Annotated in this window: 14 protein-coding genes; 8 read left to right on the top strand and 6 right to left on the bottom strand. The window is 71.8% G+C overall.

What is annotated here, in order from left to right; translation table 11 throughout:
* The first annotated feature begins 72 nt into the window (after positions 1–72).
* Genes ABZ809_RS01585 through ABZ809_RS01565 form a run of 5 tightly spaced genes read left to right on the top strand, consistent with a single transcriptional unit; the run spans position 73 to position 6,868 of the window.
* Entirely contained in the window at positions 73–1,452 is a 1,380-nt protein-coding gene (locus tag ABZ809_RS01585) for an FtsW/RodA/SpoVE family cell cycle protein (protein WP_357560806.1), read from the top strand.
* On the top strand, positions 1,449–2,954 hold the full coding sequence (locus ABZ809_RS01580; RefSeq protein WP_357560370.1) for a penicillin-binding transpeptidase domain-containing protein: 1,506 nt from the start codon (positions 1,449–1,451) through the stop codon (positions 2,952–2,954). Before ABZ809_RS01585 ends, ABZ809_RS01580 begins: the two co-directional genes overlap by 4 nt.
* Position 2,955: 1 nt before the next feature.
* Positions 2,956–4,383, top strand: coding sequence for a protein kinase (locus ABZ809_RS01575; RefSeq protein WP_357560369.1), 1,428 nt, complete (start codon positions 2,956–2,958; stop codon positions 4,381–4,383).
* Positions 4,380–6,185 carry a Stk1 family PASTA domain-containing Ser/Thr kinase gene (gene pknB, locus ABZ809_RS01570; RefSeq protein ID WP_357560368.1) on the top strand — a complete coding sequence of 602 codons (1,806 nt, stop codon included), beginning with the start codon at positions 4,380–4,382 and terminating at the stop codon, positions 6,183–6,185. The genes ABZ809_RS01575 and pknB overlap by 4 nt, the downstream gene beginning before the upstream one ends.
* On the top strand, positions 6,179–6,868 hold the full coding sequence (locus ABZ809_RS01565) for an ElyC/SanA/YdcF family protein (RefSeq protein ID WP_357560367.1): 690 nt from the start codon (positions 6,179–6,181) through the stop codon (positions 6,866–6,868). The genes pknB and ABZ809_RS01565 overlap by 7 nt, the downstream gene beginning before the upstream one ends.
* Before the next feature lie 31 nt (positions 6,869–6,899).
* Here ABZ809_RS01565 and ABZ809_RS01560 read toward each other — a convergent pair whose 3' ends face one another.
* The 4 genes from ABZ809_RS01560 to ABZ809_RS01545 are packed head-to-tail and all read right to left on the bottom strand — an operon-like array spanning position 6,900 to position 10,367.
* Positions 6,900–7,550 (bottom strand): aminodeoxychorismate/anthranilate synthase component II, encoded by a 651-nt coding sequence (locus ABZ809_RS01560; RefSeq protein ID WP_357560366.1) that lies wholly within the window; start codon positions 7,548–7,550, stop codon positions 6,900–6,902.
* 7 nt (positions 7,551–7,557) lie between these two features.
* Positions 7,558–7,836 (bottom strand): hypothetical protein, encoded by a 279-nt coding sequence (locus tag ABZ809_RS01555; RefSeq protein ID WP_357560365.1) that lies wholly within the window; start codon positions 7,834–7,836, stop codon positions 7,558–7,560.
* Positions 7,837–7,839: 3 nt separating this feature from the next.
* Positions 7,840–9,564, bottom strand: coding sequence for a class E sortase (locus ABZ809_RS01550; protein ID WP_357560364.1), 1,725 nt, complete (start codon positions 9,562–9,564; stop codon positions 7,840–7,842).
* A complete protein-coding gene (locus ABZ809_RS01545) occupies positions 9,561–10,367 on the bottom strand; it encodes a DUF881 domain-containing protein (protein ID WP_357560363.1) in 807 nt (268 codons plus the stop codon). The genes ABZ809_RS01550 and ABZ809_RS01545 overlap by 4 nt, the downstream gene beginning before the upstream one ends.
* 226 nt (positions 10,368–10,593) lie before the next feature.
* Here ABZ809_RS01545 and ABZ809_RS01540 point away from each other — a divergent pair, with 226 nt between their 5' ends.
* A complete protein-coding gene (locus ABZ809_RS01540) occupies positions 10,594–10,857 on the top strand; it encodes a cell division protein CrgA (protein WP_357560362.1) in 264 nt (87 codons plus the stop codon).
* A gap of 342 nt (positions 10,858–11,199) precedes the next feature.
* Positions 11,200–13,401 carry a heterodisulfide reductase-related iron-sulfur binding cluster gene (locus ABZ809_RS01535; RefSeq protein ID WP_357560361.1) on the top strand — a complete coding sequence of 734 codons (2,202 nt, stop codon included), beginning with the start codon at positions 11,200–11,202 and terminating at the stop codon, positions 13,399–13,401.
* Positions 13,402–13,461: 60 nt separating this feature from the next.
* Here the strand turns inward: ABZ809_RS01535 and ABZ809_RS01530 are convergent, their stop codons facing one another.
* Complete coding sequence (locus ABZ809_RS01530; RefSeq protein ID WP_357560360.1) at positions 13,462–14,139, bottom strand: GPP34 family phosphoprotein; 678 nt, start codon at positions 14,137–14,139, stop codon at positions 13,462–13,464.
* Positions 14,140–14,482: 343 nt separating this feature from the next.
* Between ABZ809_RS01530 and ABZ809_RS01525 the strand changes: the two genes are divergently transcribed.
* Entirely contained in the window at positions 14,483–15,481 is a 999-nt protein-coding gene (locus ABZ809_RS01525; RefSeq protein ID WP_357560359.1) for an NlpC/P60 family protein, read from the top strand.
* Positions 15,482–15,546: 65 nt separating this feature from the next.
* On the opposite strand, the gene ABZ809_RS01520 is transcribed toward ABZ809_RS01525, so the two are convergent.
* Positions 15,547–17,556, bottom strand: coding sequence for a peptidoglycan recognition family protein (locus ABZ809_RS01520; protein WP_357560358.1), 2,010 nt, complete (start codon positions 17,554–17,556; stop codon positions 15,547–15,549).
* Positions 17,557–17,706 lie beyond the last annotated feature (150 nt).

Below are 17,706 nucleotides of genomic sequence, written 5' to 3'. Positions count from 1 at the left end.
GTGGGCGAGCAGCCCGGCGTACGCCTGGCCCGGTCCCGGCGCAACGCCGAGTTCTCGCTTCTGTTGGTGGCCATGGTGCTGGTGGCCGCCTACGGCGCGATGGTCGAGGCGAAGGTGCTCGACACGGTCACGGCCGACTTCTGGATGCCGGCTGCCGCGCTCACCGCCGTCTTCCTCGGGCTGCACCTGGTGATCCGGTTCCTGGCGCCCTTCGCCGACCCTGCCCTGCTGCCGGCGGTCGCGCTGCTCAACGGGATCGGGGTGGGCTTCCTGCGCCGGCTCGACCTGGGCAACGCCGCCCCCGCCGAGCGGGAGGACCTGGCCATCTTCGCCGGCACGGGTGGTCGGCAGTTGGCCTGGACGCTCGCCTCGGTCGTCCTCGCCGCCGCCCTGCTCGCCATCATGCGCGACCACCGCTCGGTGTCCCGCTACGCGTACACCCTGGGGCTGGCCGGCATCGTGCTGGTGATGATCCCGGCGGTGCTGCCCAGCCGGTTCTCGGAGATCAACGGCGCCAAGCTGTGGATCCGGGTGGGCGGCTTCTCCATCCAGCCCGGTGAGTTCGCGAAGTTGGCCCTGCTGGTCTTCTTCGCCTACTACCTGGTGCGCAAGCGCGAGGTGCTCTCGCTGGCCAGCCGCCGGTTCCTCGGCATCGACTTTCCGCGTGGGCGGGACCTCGGCCCGGTGGTCGTGGTCTGGCTGATCAGCGTCCTGGTCCTCGTCTTCGAGAAGGACCTCGGCACCTCGCTGCTCTACTTCGGCATGTTCGTGGTGACGCTCTACATCGCCACCGAGCGGGTCAGTTGGCTGCTCATCGGTCTGGTGCTCTTCTTCGGCGGCGTCTACCTGGCGTACGTGCTGGGCGACATCGTCGGCGGGCCGTTCGCCAACTTCTACCTGCGGGCGCAGATCTGGCTGGACCCGTTCGCCGACCCCTACAACGACGGCTACCAGCTGGTGCAGGGGCTGCTCGCGCTCGGCACCGGTGGCCTGTTCGGTGCCGGCCCGGGCGGCGGTCAGCCGGGTCTGCTGCCCGAGGTGCAGAACGACTTCATCTTCGCCGGCATCGGCGAGGAGATCGGGCTCTTCGGCCTCTCCGCGCTGCTCGTCGTCTACCTGCTGATCGTCGAGCGGGGGCTGCGGGCGGCACTGGCGGTGCGGGACTCGTTCGGCAAGCTGCTGGCCGGCGGCCTGGCCTTCACCCTCGGGCTCCAGGTCTTCGTGATCGTCGGCGGGATCAGCAAGCTCATCCCGCTGACCGGTCAGACCACCCCGTTCCTCTCCGCCGGCGGTTCCTCGCTGATGGCCAACTGGCTGCTCATCGCGGTCCTGCTCCGGGTCTCCGACGGCGCCCGCCGGCCGGTGACGGGTGGGGGCGGCAAGGCGGCCCGTCCGTCCGGCGGTCCGCCGGAGCAGCTGCACGGTGCACCCACGGAGGTGATCAGGCCGTGAACGCACCCCTGCGCCGCGTCGGCGTCGTCGTGATGGTTCTCTTCGGGCTGCTCTTCGCGAACCTGAACTGGATCCAGGCCTACAAGGCCGACGAGTACCGCACCAGCGACTACAACGGCCGGGTCCAGGTCGCCGAGTACGACCGCAAGCGCGGCAACATCGAGGCCGGCGGCACCGCCTTCGCGCTGAGCAAGGAGACCGACGGCGAGCTTAAGTTCCTGCGCAGCTACCCCGGCGGGGCGAAGTACGCGCACGTGCTCGGCTACAAGCCGGTCAACCTCGCCGAGACCGGCATCGAGAAGTTCGAGAACGACTTCCTGGCCGGCACCAGCGACGCGCTGATCGCCAACCGGGTCAGGGACATGTTCACCGGCGACCAGACCGGCGGCGGCAACGTGCTGCTCACGGTCTCCAAGCGGGCCCAGGACGTCGCGTACGAGCAGCTCCGGAACAACCGCAACGACGCCTCCAGGGGTGCGGCCATCGCCATCGACCCGCGTACCGGGGCGGTGCAGGCACTGGTCTCCATGCCCAGTTTCGACCCGAACCCGCTGGTCAGCCACAGCACCAGCGAGGCCACGGCCGCGTACAACAAGCTGGAGCAGGACCCGGCGGGCCCGCTGAAGAACCGGGCCCTGGGCGAGGTGCTGCCCCCGGGCTCCACCTTCAAGATCGTGATGGCCGCCGCCGCGCTGGAGAACGGCATCGGCCAGCAGACGAGGATCCCGGCCGGGTCGAGTTGGACCCCGCCGACCTCGGGCACGCCGATCCGCAACGCCGCGCCGTCGATCTGCCCCGAGGACGAGGTGACCCTGATCAGCGCGGTCACCGAGTCCTGCAACACCGGCTTCGCGAAGCTGGGCGTCAAGCTCGGCGCCGACAAGATCAAGGAGAAGGCCCGGCAGTTCGGCTTCGAGCAGGAGGACCTCACCGTCGGCCAGCTCGGCGAGGGCGGTTACCCGGTGGCGGCGAGCCGCACCGGGGACATGCAGAACCCGGACGGCGGCACCGACCCGGCCGCGTTGGCGCAGTCCTCGATCGGCCAGAACAACGTGCGGATGACCCCGCTCCAGGGCGCTCTGATCGCCGCCTCGGTGGCCAACGGCGGGAGCCAGATGCGGCCGTACCTGGTCCGCCAACTGCTCGCCCCGGACCGCACCACCAGCTACTACACCGCCAAGCCCCGCGAGCTGCGGCAGCCGGTCAGCGGCCAGGTCGCCGACGACCTGCGGGAAATGATGGTCAGCGTGGTGGAGAACGGCTCCGGCACCAACGCGCAGATCAACGGCTACACGGTCGGCGGCAAGACCGGTACCGCCCAGTCCGCGCCGGACCGGCCCGACCACGGCTGGTTCATCGGCTTCGTGCTGGACAAGAACGGCAACCCGATCTCCGCGGTCTGCGTGGTGCTGGAACAGGCGGGGCCGGGCGGCAGCGGTGAGGCGGCACGGATCGCCGGGCAGATCATGCGGGCGGTCATCGCGGATCCCGGGGGGCGCTGACATGCTCAGTCCCGGAGTGCAGCTCGGTAACCGCTACCGCCTCGACGAGCGGATCGCCAGCGGCGGCATGGGCGACGTCTGGCGCGGCACCGACCAGGTGCTCGGCCGGACGGTCGCCGTCAAGAGCCTGCTCCCCGCGCTGCTCGACGACCCCGACTTCGCCGAGCGGTTCCGCGGCGAGGCCCGCACCATGGCGACGATCAACCACCCCGGCGTGGTCGACGTCTACGACTTCGGCAACGACCAGCAGATCGCCTTCCTGGTCATGGAGTACGTCGAGGGTGACGCGCTGTCGGCCACCCTGGCCCGGGTCGGCCGGCTCACCCCGGCCCGCACGATGGCGCTCGTCGCGCAGGCCGCCGACGCGCTGCACGCGGCGCACGTCAAGGGCATCGTGCACCGGGACGTGAAGCCCGGAAACCTGCTGGTCCGCCCCAACGGCACGCTGGTGCTGACCGACTTCGGCATCGCCCGGTCGGAGCTGGTGGCCCAGCTCACCGCCGCCGGCTCGGTGCTCGGCACCGCCTCGTACATCTCTCCGGAGCAGGCCACCGGCGGGGTCGCCACGGCCGCCTCCGACGTCTACGCGCTCGGTGTGGTGGCCTACCAGTGCCTCGCCGGCCGGCGCCCGTTCGAGGGCGACAACCCGCTCGAGATCGCGATGCGGCACGTCCGGGAGGCCCCCCGCCCGCTGCCCGCCGACATCCCGCCGCAGGTCCGGTCGGTGGTCGAGCGGGCCCTGGCGAAGGACCCGTCGGCCCGCTGGTCGAGCGCCGCCGCGCTGGCCGGGGTGGCCCGCCAGATGAAGGCGCAGCTCTCCCAGCAGGCGCGGGCCGCCGGTCAGCCCATCTCTGCGGCCCCGGCGTCGCCGGCCGCGCCGCCCGGCCGCGCCCAGGTGCCGCCGCCGCGCCCGCCGGTCTCGCCGCACCGCCCGCCGGCGGCCACCGCGCAGCCGCCGCGTCCGCAGGCCGCCACCGGGCAGCCGCCGCGTCCGCCCGTGGCGAACCCGCACCCGCCCGTCGCGCCGCACCGCCCCACGTCGGTCGCGCCCGCCGCAGCGGCGCCGCGTCCGCAGCTGACCCCGCCCGGCTACCAGCGCGGCGCGTCGGCCGTGCCGCCGGCCCAGTCGCGGCCGATGCCGTACGCGGGCCAGGCGTACCCGCCGGCACCGCAGTCGGGTGGGGGGTCCCGGCCCGGCATGGTGCTCCTCGCCATCCTCGTGGCCGTACTGGTCCTGGTCTGCTCCGGCGTGATTTCCTACAAGGTGCGAGACAGCAGTCAGTCGAGTGCGGTGACCCCGCCGACGGTGACGTCCGGCGCGCTGCGGCTCGACGGACGCGACGATCCGGCCGGGACGTCGTACCGTCGACAGGAACCGTCCCGGTCGGGCGGCGACGAGACGACGAGCGAAGGACGAGAGACGCGATGACAGCGCAGGCCCGCCTGCTCGGTGGCAGGTACCAGGTCGGCGAGCTGCTCGGCTACGGCGGCATGGCCGAGGTGCACCGCGGTCGCGACCTCCGGCTCGGTCGGGACGTCGCGATCAAGATGCTCCGGACCGACCTCGCCCGGGACGCCACGTTCCAGATGCGGTTCCGCCGGGAGGCGCAGAACGCCGCGTCCCTCAACCACCCGGCGATCGTCGCCGTCTACGACACCGGCGAGGAGACCGCCCCGACCGGCGAGACCCTGCCGTTCATCGTCATGGAGTTCGTCAACGGGCGGACCCTCAAGGAGGTGCTGGGCGCCGAGGGTCGGCTCCAGCCGCGCCGGGCGCTGGAGATCTGCGCCGACATGTGCGCGGCGCTGGAGTTCAGCCACCGGCACGGCATCATCCACCGGGACATCAAGCCCGGAAACGTGATGCTCACCCAGACCGGCCAGGTCAAGGTCATGGACTTCGGCATCGCGCGGGCGCTGGCCAGCGGCGCCACCACCATGACCCAGACCAGCGCGGTCATCGGTACGGCGCAGTACCTCTCGCCCGAACAGGCGCGCGGTGAGGCGGTGGACGCCCGTTCCGACGTCTACGCCGCCGGCTGTGTGCTCTTCGAGCTGGTCTGCGGGCACCCCCCGTTCGTCGGCGACAGCCCGGTCAGCGTGGCCTACCAGCACGTGCGGGAGGCCCCGCCGACCCCGAGCGACATCAACCACGACGTCAACCCGGCAGTCGACGCGATCGTGCTCAAGGCGCTGTCGAAGAACCCGCTCAACCGCTACCAGAGCGCCGGTGAGATGCGGGCCGACCTGCTCCGTGCCGCCGCCGGCCGCCCGGTGATGGCGACCCCGGTGCTGCCGCAGGAGGAGACGACGCAGCTCGCCCCCGCCGCCGCCGGCTACGGGGGCGCCCCCGGGGCACCGCAGACCCGCCAGATGCCGGCCCGGGTCGGCGACCCGCGCCGGCGGAAGGCGTCGTCCTGGCTGATCGCGACGTTCGCGGCGGTGGGGGTGCTCGCGGTGATCGCCCTCGCCGGTGCCCTGCTGAGCCAGCGCGGCGACGAAAAGGTGACGGTCCCCACCGTGACCGGCCTGACGCAGCAGGAGGCGTTCGCCCGGATCCAGCAGGCCGGCCTGGTGCCCAAGGAGGGCGAGCAGGTCGCCAACCGCAACTGCACGAAGGGCCAGGTGGTCAGCCAGAACCCGCCGGCCAACTCCGCGCTGGAGCCCGACCGGGACGTGGTCGTCCAGGTCTGCGCCGGCCCGGCCACGAAGGCGATCCCGACCAGCCTCGTGGGCTCCACCTACGAGAGCGCGAAGGCCCAACTGGACCGAGAGGGATTCGAGGTCAAGAAGGAAGAAAAGAGCAGCGCGAAGGAGAAGGACCAGGTCCTCGAGGTGAAGCCCGAGGAGGGCAAGCAGGTCGCCGAAGGCAGCGTGGTGACCCTCGTCGTCTCCAACGGCAAGGTGGGCCAGGTGCCGAACGTGGTCAACTCCACCGAGGAGGACGCGCGGGACGAACTGGACGAGGCGGGCTACAGGGTCGACGTGAAGCCGGGCCGGGCAGTGCCGCCGGACGAGGCCGGCCGGGTCACCAATCAGAACCCGCGCGCCGGATCGGAGCTCGAGAAGGGCAAGACCGTGACCATCTTCGTCACCGTGCCCGAGGCCGAGCCGACGCCCACCGACTCGGCGACCCCGGCCCCCACCACCACCCCGACCACCCCCGGTAACGGGGGTGGCGGCGGTCTCCCGCTGCCGACCACGCCGCCGATCCGGCTGCCTGAGTGGTGACCGGCCGGCGGGTCCGGTGGACCCGCCGGCGGCGACGCCTGGCCGGTGCGGCGGCGCTGGGCCTCGTCGCGCTGCTACTCGTCAGCATTCCCTGGCTGTGGACGACGATCGCCGCCCACGGCCACGTGCACGACGAGGCCGACGCACCCACGGCCGACGTCGTGATCGTCCTGGGCACGGCGGTGGCGGCGGACCGTCGCCAACCGGGTGACCGGCTGACCGGCCGCCTGGAGACGGCCGCCGCGCTGGTGAACGGCGGACGGGCCCGGGTCGTCCTCGTCTCCGGCGACGCGGGCGGGGCGTCCGGTGACGAGCCGGCGACGATGACCTCCCACCTGACCGAGCGGCTCGGGGTCGATCCGCGCCGCGTCGTGGCCGACCCGTTCGGCCTGGACACCTACGACACCTGCGCCCGGGCGCGCGACGTGTACGGCATCGAGCGTGCCCTGATCGTGACGCAGTCCTACCACCTGTCCCGCGCGGTGACGCTGTGCCGGCACCTCGGACTGGACGCCGAGGGGGTGGTCGCCCGCTGTCCCGGCTGCGGGCCGGCCCTGCTCTTCCGCAAGACGGTCCGGGACTACTTCGCCAGCGGCAAGGCGGCTTGGGACGCCGTCCGGAGCAGGCCGCCCGCGGTCAGCTCGCCCGCCGACCCGGCCGTGCGGGACGCCCTGAAGGGCTGATCGTCCGGCGACGCGGGACGCCCTGTCGGCCTCAGGCGTTGGCGAAGGCGGCGCGGCGGCGCGCGTCCACCTCTGCGGCCAACTCCGGGGCCCGCTCCAGCGCCTCCGGGTGCCCGCAGGCGGCGAGCCAGTTCGCCAGCATCAGGTGACCGCCCTCGGTAAGCACCGACTCCGGGTGGAACTGGACGCCCTCGATCGGCAACGTCCGGTGCCGCATCGCCATCACCACTCCGGAATCCGTCCAGCCCGTGACCTCAAGCTCCTCGGGCAGCGTCTCGCGCAGCACCGCGAGCGAGTGGTAGCGGGTGGCGGTGAACGGGTTCGGTAGACCGGCGAGCACCCCGACGTTGTGGTGACGCACCTCGGAGGTCTTGCCGTGCAGCAGCTCGGGAGCCCGGGTCACGGTCGCGCCGAAGGCCTCACCGATCGCCTGGTGGCCCAGGCAGACGCCGAAGATCGGCAGCTCGCCCGCGTACGCGCGGATGACGTCGAGGCAGACGCCCGCGCGGTCGGGGCTGCCGGGGCCGGGCGACAGCAGCACCCCGGCCGCACCGACCTTCCCCACCTCGGCGACCTCGATCTCGTCGTTGCGCCGGACCTCGCAGTCGACGCCGAGCTGGCCGAGATACTGCACCAGGTTGAAGACGAACGAGTCGTAGTTGTCGATCACGAGGACACGCATCAGGGGCTCACTCGTCCGGGGAAGGAGGTGGGGTGTTGTTCTGGTCGGTGTCGTACGGCAGATCGTGCTCGTCGCCGGGTGGGGCGTCCTCACCCCCGGGCACCACGTCACCGGCCGGGTCGCCGGAATCCTGGGTGACCTGCACGTCGTCGAACGGCAGCAGGGGCTCGGCCCACGGGAAGACCACGTACCAGAGCAGGGCCACCATCGCGCTGGAGATCAGCAGGCTGCCGACGAGCTTGCCGGGGAGCCCGAACGGGAGCTTGCGCCAGATCCAGCCGTACACCGTCTAGACCCCCAGCTCCGTCGGGCGACCCGCCGACTTCGGCTGGCTGCGCGCCAGCTCGGCGTGGATGATCAGGCGCTGGTAGTTGTCGAACTTCGGGTTGCAGGTGGTCAGGGTGAGCATCGCCTTGGTCGGCTTCTGACCGGCCTTGCCCGGCACCGGCGCCACGACCTCGACCTGGGTGGGCTTGACGATCCGGCTCTGGGTGACCTTGTAGACGTACCAGTCGGTCTTGCCCTCCACCACGATCGCGTCGCCGTCGTTCAGCTCGTCGAGCCGCCAGAAGGTGGCCCGGTTGCGGTGTCCGGCGACGGAGAAGTTGCCGACCTGGCCCGGCAGGGCGCTGGAGGGGTAGTGGCCCGGCGCGTACCGGATGTCCTTCTGGGTGACCCCCTCGACGACGACCCAGTTCTTGTCGAGCTTGGGGATGTGGAGCCCGGCGAGGGGCTTGCCGTGGACGGGCGGCTTCGGTTTGGTGGACGCGCTCGCCGACGGCGCCACCGTCGGATCGCCCTCGGGGCCCCATGCCTGCGCCAACTGCTGGCTGAGGTCGCTCTGGTGGGCGTCGACGATCGCGGACTTGCCCCAGACCTCGTAGCCGGCGAAGAGGAGCACCACCAGACCGAAGGTGATCAGCAGCTCGCCGCCGAACCGGACGCCGGTACGCAGCCGCGAGGCCAGCGACGGCCGGGTGAGCTCCGAGTAGACGCTCTTGTAGCCCTCGCCGGTCTGCTCCGGGCGGAGCTGGACGACCCGCTCGCCCCGGCGCGGCCGGGGCTGCTCGGCGGCCACGTCGGAACCCTCCGGCTCGCTGCTCTTCGGGGGACGCGGCACGGCACCCATCAGGGCGGTCGACTCGACGAGGGCGGCCGAGGTGGTCTGGGTACGCCCGGGAACGGCCGGGATCAGCGCGGTGGCCTCGGGGTCGGCGGAGCGGGCCGGGCCGGCCGGGGAGACCGGAGCCGGCGGACCGGTCGGCGCGCCCACCTTCGGAATGAAGGCGGTCGGCGCGTCGGCCGCCGGCCGGGGGGCTTGCGCGGCGGCGCGGTCGACCGGCGGGCGGCGCGAATGTTCGCCGTGGGACCCGGCGGCCCGGTCCGCGTCCGGCCAGCGGAGGACGTCGGCCGGTGGGGCCGAGGGCGGTGGGGCAGCCGGTCGGACCGGGGCGGTGCCCGGCCACGGCGGCGGCGCCCCGGTGGACGCGGCGGGCCGGGTCTGGCCGGAGTCGGCGGGCCGGGTGGCCGGGCTGTCAGGGCGAGGGCCCGGACTGGCGGCGGGCCGGGCGGCGGGGTTGGCGGTGGGCCGGTCCGTGCTGCCACCGGGCCAGGCCAGCGAGCCGGCGGCGGAGCGGTCCTGGCCGGCCGTGGCACGGCTCTGGTCGGCGGGCGGCTCGAACCAGCCGGGGTTCGCGGGACGGCCCGCCTCCGGCGCCCGGCGGGCGGAATCGGGAGGTGCCGGGCGGGCGGGATCGGGAAAGGCATGCTGCCGGCCCGTGGACGGCGCGGCGGGTGGGCCGTTGTCGCCACCCGCTGGCGCGGGAGCGTGGGAAGGGCGGGACGCCGGCGAACGGGGCGGGAGCATCGGCTCGGGCCAGGTGCTGGCCTGGGCGGGGCGGGCCGGGGTGGGCCCGGACCGGTCGACCTTGGGCAGGAACGCGGTCGGCCCGTCACCCTGGTCGGGGCGGCGGGCGTCGCGCTCTTCTGGCCAGTCGTCCGGCGTGCGGCTCACCTGGGCACCTTCGCCGAACGCAGCGTCGTCGAGTCCTCGAACGCCGGCACGGTCACCGAGGAAACGGTCTCCTTGTAGCCGAGCTTGTAGTCGTCGACCAGGTCCCTGAACAACCGGACTCCCTGAGAGTCGGCGAGGGCCCGTTGCAGAGCTGCGGGATCGCCGATTGCTACGATCTTGAATGGTGGGGAGTACACCCGGCCGTGCAGCAGCAGGGTGTTACCTACGCAGCGTACCGCGCTGGTCGACAGCACGCGGACGTTCATGATGGACATGGCCTCGGCGCCACCCGCCCAGAGCGCGTTCACCACCGCCTGCACGTCCCCCTGGTGGACGACCAGGTCGTCGTTGGTGGCCCCGGCCGGCAGGGTGCCGTCGTTGCGCCGGGGCGCGTCGTTGAGTTCCACCGTGACCCCGGGCCCCGCGAGCGCGGTGAATCCGGCCGAGTGGCGGCTGCCCGCCGCCCGGTCCTGCTGCTCCTTGATCGGGCCGTCGGAGCTGGCCAGGGCGGTGGTGCGGCCCTCGACCTCGGCGCGCAGGTCGGCGGCCCGCTGCTCGCTTGCCGCCACCTCCGCGCGACGATCCGAGATGAGTTGGTTGAGCTGGGGACGCCGGTCCTCCCGCAGGGCGGTGCCGCCGGCGGTCGTCGCCGTGGTGGTGAAGAGCAGCCCGGCCGCGGCGGCGATCAGCGGCACCCCGATCGACCAGCCCGGCCGTCGCTGCCGTGGCCGCCGAGGCAGCAGCCCGGCGATCGCCCGCCGGATCACCTTCTGCCAGGAGGCTGCGCCGGATGTGTACTCCACCGAGCGCTCCTTCCCGTCGTCTGGGTCAGCCCGCGAGGGCGCGGGCCACTGCGGCGACCCGAACAGTCCCGCCTATTTCGGTCACTCCGAGCACCGGCCTCACCCTATTCGTGGCTTGGACGGGCCTTCGGGACTACGCTAGCTGTCGAACATTATTGGCCATGGACCGTCGCCCCCGCGCCCGGTTGTCAGGCCGGACGAGGTCGTAACCCCTCTGGAGAGCGTCGTGCCCAAGTCTCAGGTTCGCAAGAAGAAGGTGTACACCCCCCCGACGGACGTGCGTCCGACGGCGACGGCGGCGACGCGCAAGCCTAGCCCGGTCTGGCTGCCGATCACGGCGGTCGCGCTGATCGTCTTCGGCATCGGCTGGCTGGTGATCTACTACCTCTCCGAGCAGGAGTACCCGGTCATGTCGTGGGGTTACTGGAACCTCGCGGTGGGCTTCGGCGCGATGGTCGCCTCCCTGATCGTGCTTTCCCGCTGGCGCTGAGCGTCGCCGTGGCCTCGCCGTCGGCCCGGCGGCGGGGCCCGAGGTGACCGTCGGCCGCCCGCGCTGGTGGCGGCCGTCGGCAATCCATGTCACTCAGTGGAGCCCCTGGCCGGCGGTTCAGGCCATCGCGCCCTATGGTGTGCGCAGGGCGGCGTGGCCTGAATGCGAGATGACTCACGTTACTGCTGGGTAACCTTGCGCGTAGGCTGCACTGCATGACCGAGCGGAGCGAGGTCATCGACCGGTCCGGTCGGGAGTGCGGCGGCGTCTCACCGTACGCGTCCTGACCCGGCCCCCGGTCGCCGAGCCGCTCGACAGGCAGCAGACCGGGAGGCCAACTCGATGGGCAGCGTCCAGATCGTCACCACGATCCTCGCGTTCGCCATCACCGCGGTGGCGGTGTGGCTTGCGGTACGCGCGGTCATGAAGATGGTGGCCGTCATCCGGCTCGGTCAGCCGGACCCGACCCGCTTCGGCGACACGGGCACCCGCGCGAAGACCATGCTGGCCGAGACCGCCGGGCACACCCGGATGCTCCGCTGGAGCGTGGTGGGCGCGGCGCACTGGTTCGTGATGGTCGGCTTCATCGTGCTGTCGCTGCTGGTGCTGGAGGCGTACTTCGAGGTCGTCTCCCCGACGGGCGGGCTGCCGCTGGTCGGCGGCTGGGCGCTCTACGGGCTGGTCACCGAGTGGCTGGCCATCCTCGGCATCGTCAGCATCCTGGTGCTGATCGCGATCCGGCTCCGCAACCGGCCCACCCGCCCGGGCGGAAAGTCCCGGTTCACCGGCTCGACCATGTGGCAGGGCTACTTCGTCGAGGGCATCATCCTCGCCGTACTGATCATGGGCTTCGTCATCCGGGGCTTCAAGGTCGCCACCGACCACTTCGAGTACCCGGTCTGGGCCGCCCCGGTCAGCCACGCCATCGGTGGCCTGCTGCCGAACTGGGGAGCCGGCGTCAGCGTCGCCGCGCTGATCAAGATCGTGATTTCGATGACCTGGCTCATCGTGATCTCGCTGAACGTCACCATGGGCGTCGCCTGGCACCGCTTCCTGGCCTTCTTCAACATCTTCTTCAAGCGCGACCCGGGCGCGAACGTCTCCGGCCTCGGCGCGCTGCGCCCCATGACGAGCCAGGGCAAGCCGCTGGACTTCGAGGAGGCCGACCCCGAGAAGGACCAGTTCGGCGTCGCCCAGGTCGAGCAGTTCACCTGGAAGGGCCTGCTGGACTTCAGCACCTGCACCGAGTGCGGTCGCTGCCAGTCGCAGTGCCCGGCCTGGAACACCGGCAAGCCGCTGTCGCCGAAGCTGCTCGTGCTCAGCCTGCGCGACCACGCGTACGCGAAGGCGCCGTACCTGCTGGCCGGCGGCGGCAAGGACCTGACCGGCGAGGAGAAGGCCACCGCCGCGCAGCTCGCCCACGTCGACGTGCTCGCGTTGGCCGAGGGCGAGAAGCCGTTGATCGGCACCGCCGAGGACGGCGGCGTCATCGACCCGGACGTGCTCTGGTCCTGCACGACCTGCGGCGCCTGCGTGGAGCAGTGCCCGGTCGACATCGAGCACGTCGACCACATCGTCGACATGCGCCGCTACCAGGTGCTCATCGAGTCGAGCTTCCCCTCCGAGGCCGGCGTGATGCTGCGCAACCTGGAGAACAAGGGCAACCCGTGGGGCGCCCCGCAGAACACCCGCGAGGACTGGACCAAGGGCCTGGACTTCGAGGTGCCGCGGGTCGGCGAGGTCGACGACTTCGAGTACCTCTTCTGGGTCGGCTGCGCCGGCGCGTTCGAGGACCGGGCCAAGAAGACCACCCGGGCGGTCGCAACGCTGCTCAACGAGGCGGGCGTGAAGTTCGCCATCCTCGGCGAGGGCGAGACCTGCTCCGGCGACCCGGCCCGCCGGATCGGCAACGAGTTCGTCTTCCAGATGCTGGCCCAGCAGAACGTCGAGACCCTGAACGAGGCGTTCGAGGGCCGGGAGAAGAGCAAGCGGAAGATCGTCGCCACCTGCCCGCACTGCTTCAACACCCTCGGCAACGAGTACGGCCAGCTCGGCGGCGAGTTCGAGGTGGTCCACCACACCCAGCTCCTGGCCCACCTGGTCGCCACCGGCAAGCTCACCCCGGTCCAGCCGGTAGACGGCGGCGTCACCTACCACGACCCCTGCTACCTGGGCCGGCACAACCGGGTCTTCGCCCCGCCGCGCGAGGTGCTGGGAACGGCTATTTCCGGCGAGCTCACCGAGATGCCCCGCAACAGCGAGCGCTCCTTCTGCTGCGGTGCCGGCGGCGCCCGGATGTGGATGGAGGAGAAGATCGGCAAGCGGATCAACGTGGACCGGGTCGAGGAGGCCATGTCCACCGGGGCGAAGACGGTCGCCGTCGGTTGCCCGTTCTGCTCGACGATGCTCAACGACGGGGTGAACGGCAAGGGCGCCGGGGAAGAGGTCGAGGTCGTCGACGTGGCGAGCGTGCTGCTCCGCTCGGTCAAGCCGGAGCAGGCGTCGGGCGGCACCGACACCGAGCGGTTGCCGGTCGCCGGCTGACGCGTCCCCCGCTGCGACGCCCGACGGCGGTGGCACCTCGCGGTGCCGCCGCCGTCGCGTTCAGGAGACCGCGGTGATGACGGCGGCGGTGGTGGCCGTGGTGGTCGCGATCATGATGGCCGCCTGCGTCTCCTCGATCGCCTTCTTCGTGGCGGCGGACGCCCAGTCGCCGGCACCGATCTCGTCCAGCCGGCGCGTGACGTGCTGCTTCGGCAGCTCCGCGAAGAGCTTGCGGTCCAGCCCCACCGCCCGGGTGAGGCCGATGAGCGCGGCCGTCCGCCCGTCCACCGGCCCGTCCCCGGCCACGGCGGCGACCATGCGCTGTCGGGCCTGTGTCTCCGCCGCCGGCTCCGCGCCCGTTGTCGACGGATAGCGGGTACGCGGGAAGACCCACAGCACCCTGTCCTGGTCGCGGCGGAGCAGGCCGGCGGTGACCAGCCCGTCCAGCACCTGTTCGGGCAGGTCCTTGGTGAGCCGGCTGATCCAGTCCTTCGGCTTGCGCCGCTTCTCGTCGGCGGCGATGCGGGCCAGTGCCTCGTCGAGCTGACGCTGCCCGACGGGGGTCGAATCGGTCACCACCAGCCGGTCGTCGGCGACCTCGATCCGGCCGGCGAGCGCGAGCTCCAGCAGCAGGGCGCCGGCCAGGCCGTAGTCCAGGGTCGGCCGGCCGAGCTGGTTGTCGCCGGCGTCGTCGTAGCCGAGCAGGGTGAGTTCATGGGCGAGGGTGAGGGAGGCCATGTTTCGACGGTAACCGGGCCGGACGAGGGCGGCCGGGTCTCGCGCCTCGGCGGCGGTCTGCCAGCTGCTGGCGGTGGTGCCGCCGGCGCGTACGGTCGCCGACCTGCTGTGTCGTCACGAGGGGCTCGACGGCGCATTGACCGTCATCGTTGGTGACCGGGCCGATACCCTTGGTGCGCAAGCGGTTGCGCTAGCGTGATGTGAACGTTGGTCGCCTTGATTCCGCTGCCGGCCTTCCCTAATGTTGGGCACCGGCCGCTGTGGGTCGTCTGTCTCGCCCCTCTTCCCTCGCGCGAGGCGCCCGGCGGTCGGGTTGCAAAAGGAGTCGGTGCCGGTGGCAACCATGCCCCCTCATCGTCACGCACCGGGACGGTCTGCTCGTCCGGGTGGCCTGCGCCGGGTCGCCCACCGTCTGCTCACCCTGGTCGCCGCAGCGGCGGTCGGCGCCGGCATGTTGGCCGCGCCCGCGTACGCCGAGCCCTCGGTCGAGGAGATCGAGGCCGCGATCGACAAGAAGTGGGAGCAGCTCGAGCCCACCATCGAGCAGTACAACAAGGTGCGGGCGCAGCTCAAGGTCAACAACAAGAAGTCGGCGGACCTGCAGAAGAAGATCCAGCCGCTGGCCCTCGAGAGCGAGCTGGCGATGGACCGGGTGGGCGACCTCGCCTCCCGCTACTACATCTCCGGCCCGTCGCACGACATCGGCGCGTTGCTGGTCAGCGCCAAGCCCGACACGCTGACCGAGCAGCTGACGCTGCTGGACCGGCTGGCCGCCCACGAGCGCAGGCAGATCCAGGGCGTGACCACTCTCCGCGACAAGTACGAGGGAGAGAAGCAGAAGCTCGACACGCTGATCACGACGCAGAAGAAGCAGCAGACCGAGCTGGCGACGAAGAAGAAGCAGATCGACGTCGAGATCAAGAAGCTCGAGGCGTCGCTGCCGAAGACCACCGTGAAGACGGAGAACTGCCCGACCATCAACGGCGTGGTCAGCGAGAAGGCCCGGATCGCGATCAGAACCGCCTGCGCCCAGGTCGGCGACCCGTACGTCTGGGGTGCCACCGGCCCGAACTCGTTCGACTGCTCCGGCCTGACCCAGTACGCCTACAAGGCGGCGGGGATCCACCTGACGCACTTCACCGGTGCCCAGTGGAACGAGGGCAAGGCCATCCCGCGCTCCGAGGCGCGCCCCGGTGACCTGGTCTTCTTCAAGTCGGACCTGAGTCACGTCGGCCTCTACCTCGGCAACGACAAGATGGTGCACGCGCCCCGGGCCGGCAAACCGGTGAACGTCTCCAGCATCAACACGATGCCGGTCGCCGGGTTCCGCAGACCCGGCTGATCCCGCACCCGCACACGAAAGGGCCCCCGGTCGGATCGACCGGGGGCCCTCGTCGTGCGATGGGACTAGTGGGGTGCGCCCACCGGGGAGGGCAGCACGTTCACGTCGTCCAGGTTGACGTACATGATCCGGTGGCCGAACTGGATCTGCACGTACTTGTTGTCGCCGCGGATCACCGTCCAGTCACCCGGGGCGGAGCCGTCGAACGTGCTGGCCCGGTAGTACTCGCCGGGGAGCACGTTGCCGACGGCGTACCGCTGGCCGGCCGAGAGCGTGTACTGCAGGGGCGAGATCGTCTGGTACGGCACGCCCTCCGGGTACGCCGCCTGCTCGGGGTACGCCCGGCCGTACACCGGGATGGTGGCCTTGCCGGCCTTCGGGGTCACCACGAGCCCGAGCGACCACTTCGCGGTCGGCGCCGAGGCGGGGTTGTGGAACCAGGCCTTCTGGCCGAGGTACCAGATCGCCGTCCAGTCACCCTGCACGCCGGCCAGGGCGTACGTCTGTCCCGCCGAGGCCCGGGCGCCGTGGTCGGAGACGTACATCGTGTTCGGGGTGCCGTCGGGCCGCAGCGCGATGTCGTTGACCAGCGGCGCGTCCTGGCTCGGCGCGCTGTGCAGGGGCACCGCGGACGAGCCGCGCAGCGGGCAGGGCGCCGTCGGCGGCGGCGGGTTCGGCACGCCCGGGGGCTGCCGGTTGCAGCCGGTGAACTGCGGCTGGTTGGTGGCGAAGTCCGGGTCGATGGTGACCAGCCCGGTCCGCGACGTGCCGGTCGAGAAGAACGGCGCCTTCAGCAGGTCGAAGTAGTGCGACCAGTTCCAGTACGGGCCCGGGTCCCAGTGCATGCCGCGCACGTTTGCCGCGACGGTTCCGGGGACGTTGTCGTGCCCGATGATGTGGTTGCGGTCCAGCGGGATGTTGTAGGCCCGCGCCAGGTGCCGGACCAGCTTGGCGGAGGTGCGGTACATCGCCTCGGTGTACCAGGTGCCGTGCCCCGCGAAGCCCTCGTGCTCCAGGCCGATGGACTTGGCGTTCACGTACCAGTTGCCGGCGTGCCAGCCGACGTCCTTGGTCTTGATGTGCTGGGCGATGTGCCCGTCACTGGAGCGCAGCGTGTAGTGCCAGCCCACCCGCTTCGGGTCCTTGACCAGGTTGACGCTGGGCCCGAAGTAGCCCTCGGTGTCGTGGATGACGATGTACTCGATCTTCTGCCGGGACGGCCGGTCGGAGAGATCGTGGTTGCCGTAGTTGCCCAGGGTGGGCCCGAAGTTCTGGTAGGGCGCCGGGATCCACTCGCAGGAGATCGTTTCGGGGCACTCCAGCCCGTCGGGCCGGGCGAGCTTGCGCAGGCCCAGCCGGTCCAGCCAGGAGCTGTCCGGCTGGATCGCGAGGGCGGCCAGCGTGACCCGCTGCCCGTCGTCGGTCAGCCGGCTGTCGCCGGTGCTGATGGTGGTGTACACCTCGTTGGCGAAGGCCGCCGCGGCGTCGGCGGTGTCCGCGCCCGAGTAGCGGGCCACCGCGCCGTACCAGGCCGCCGGGTCGGTGTCGGCGCCGACCGGGGCGCCGATCTCCTTCTGGTACGCGGCCAGCAGCGCCGCCCCGCCGCGGATGTTCGCCGTGACGTCCGTCCGCAGCGCCTCCTCGCTGGCGCCCGTCAGGCTGGCGGCGGTGTCGAGCGTCTGCAACGACGGCTCGGCGGGCACCGGTTCCGCCTCGGCGGGTGCCTCCGGGGCCAGGGACACGCGGGAGTCGTCGCCGCGCGGGTCCTCCGAGCCCTCGTCGTGGTGGCCGCCCCCGGGCAGGGCGGCGACGTGCTCGGCGTCGGTGAGGTGCATGGGGCCGAAGCCGCCACTGGTGCTCGGCGTGCCTGCGTTGGTGTCCCAGCGGGACTGCAGGTAGGAGACTCCCAGCAGGACGCTCTCCGGCACGCCGTACTCGGCTGCCGCGGCGGCGTACTGCTGCTGCCGGTCGGTCGCCGGCGCTGCGGCGGCGGATCCGGCGGCGGTGAGCGGCGTCGCGGTCAGGGCGGCGGCCACGGCGGCGGCCAGCAGGACGCGTCTGCTCCTCGTTGTCACTGACAGGTGCATCAGACCCCCAGTTCGGACGGGCAAATGTGGGGCCACCTTCGCCCCGCCCGCAGCCTTTGGTCAATACCTTTCCGTCAGACACTTCAGCAGGAAGAAAATCTTCGCCGCCCGGCTTGCGGTCCCACCGGCCGGTCGGGC

The organism is Micromonospora sp. NPDC047074, assembly GCF_040643815.1.
In the GTDB taxonomy this organism is placed as follows: Bacteria; Actinomycetota; Actinomycetes; order Mycobacteriales; family Micromonosporaceae; genus Micromonospora.
Note: the sequence above shows the minus strand (reverse complement) of the source record. Positions and strands in the feature narration are given on the sequence as shown.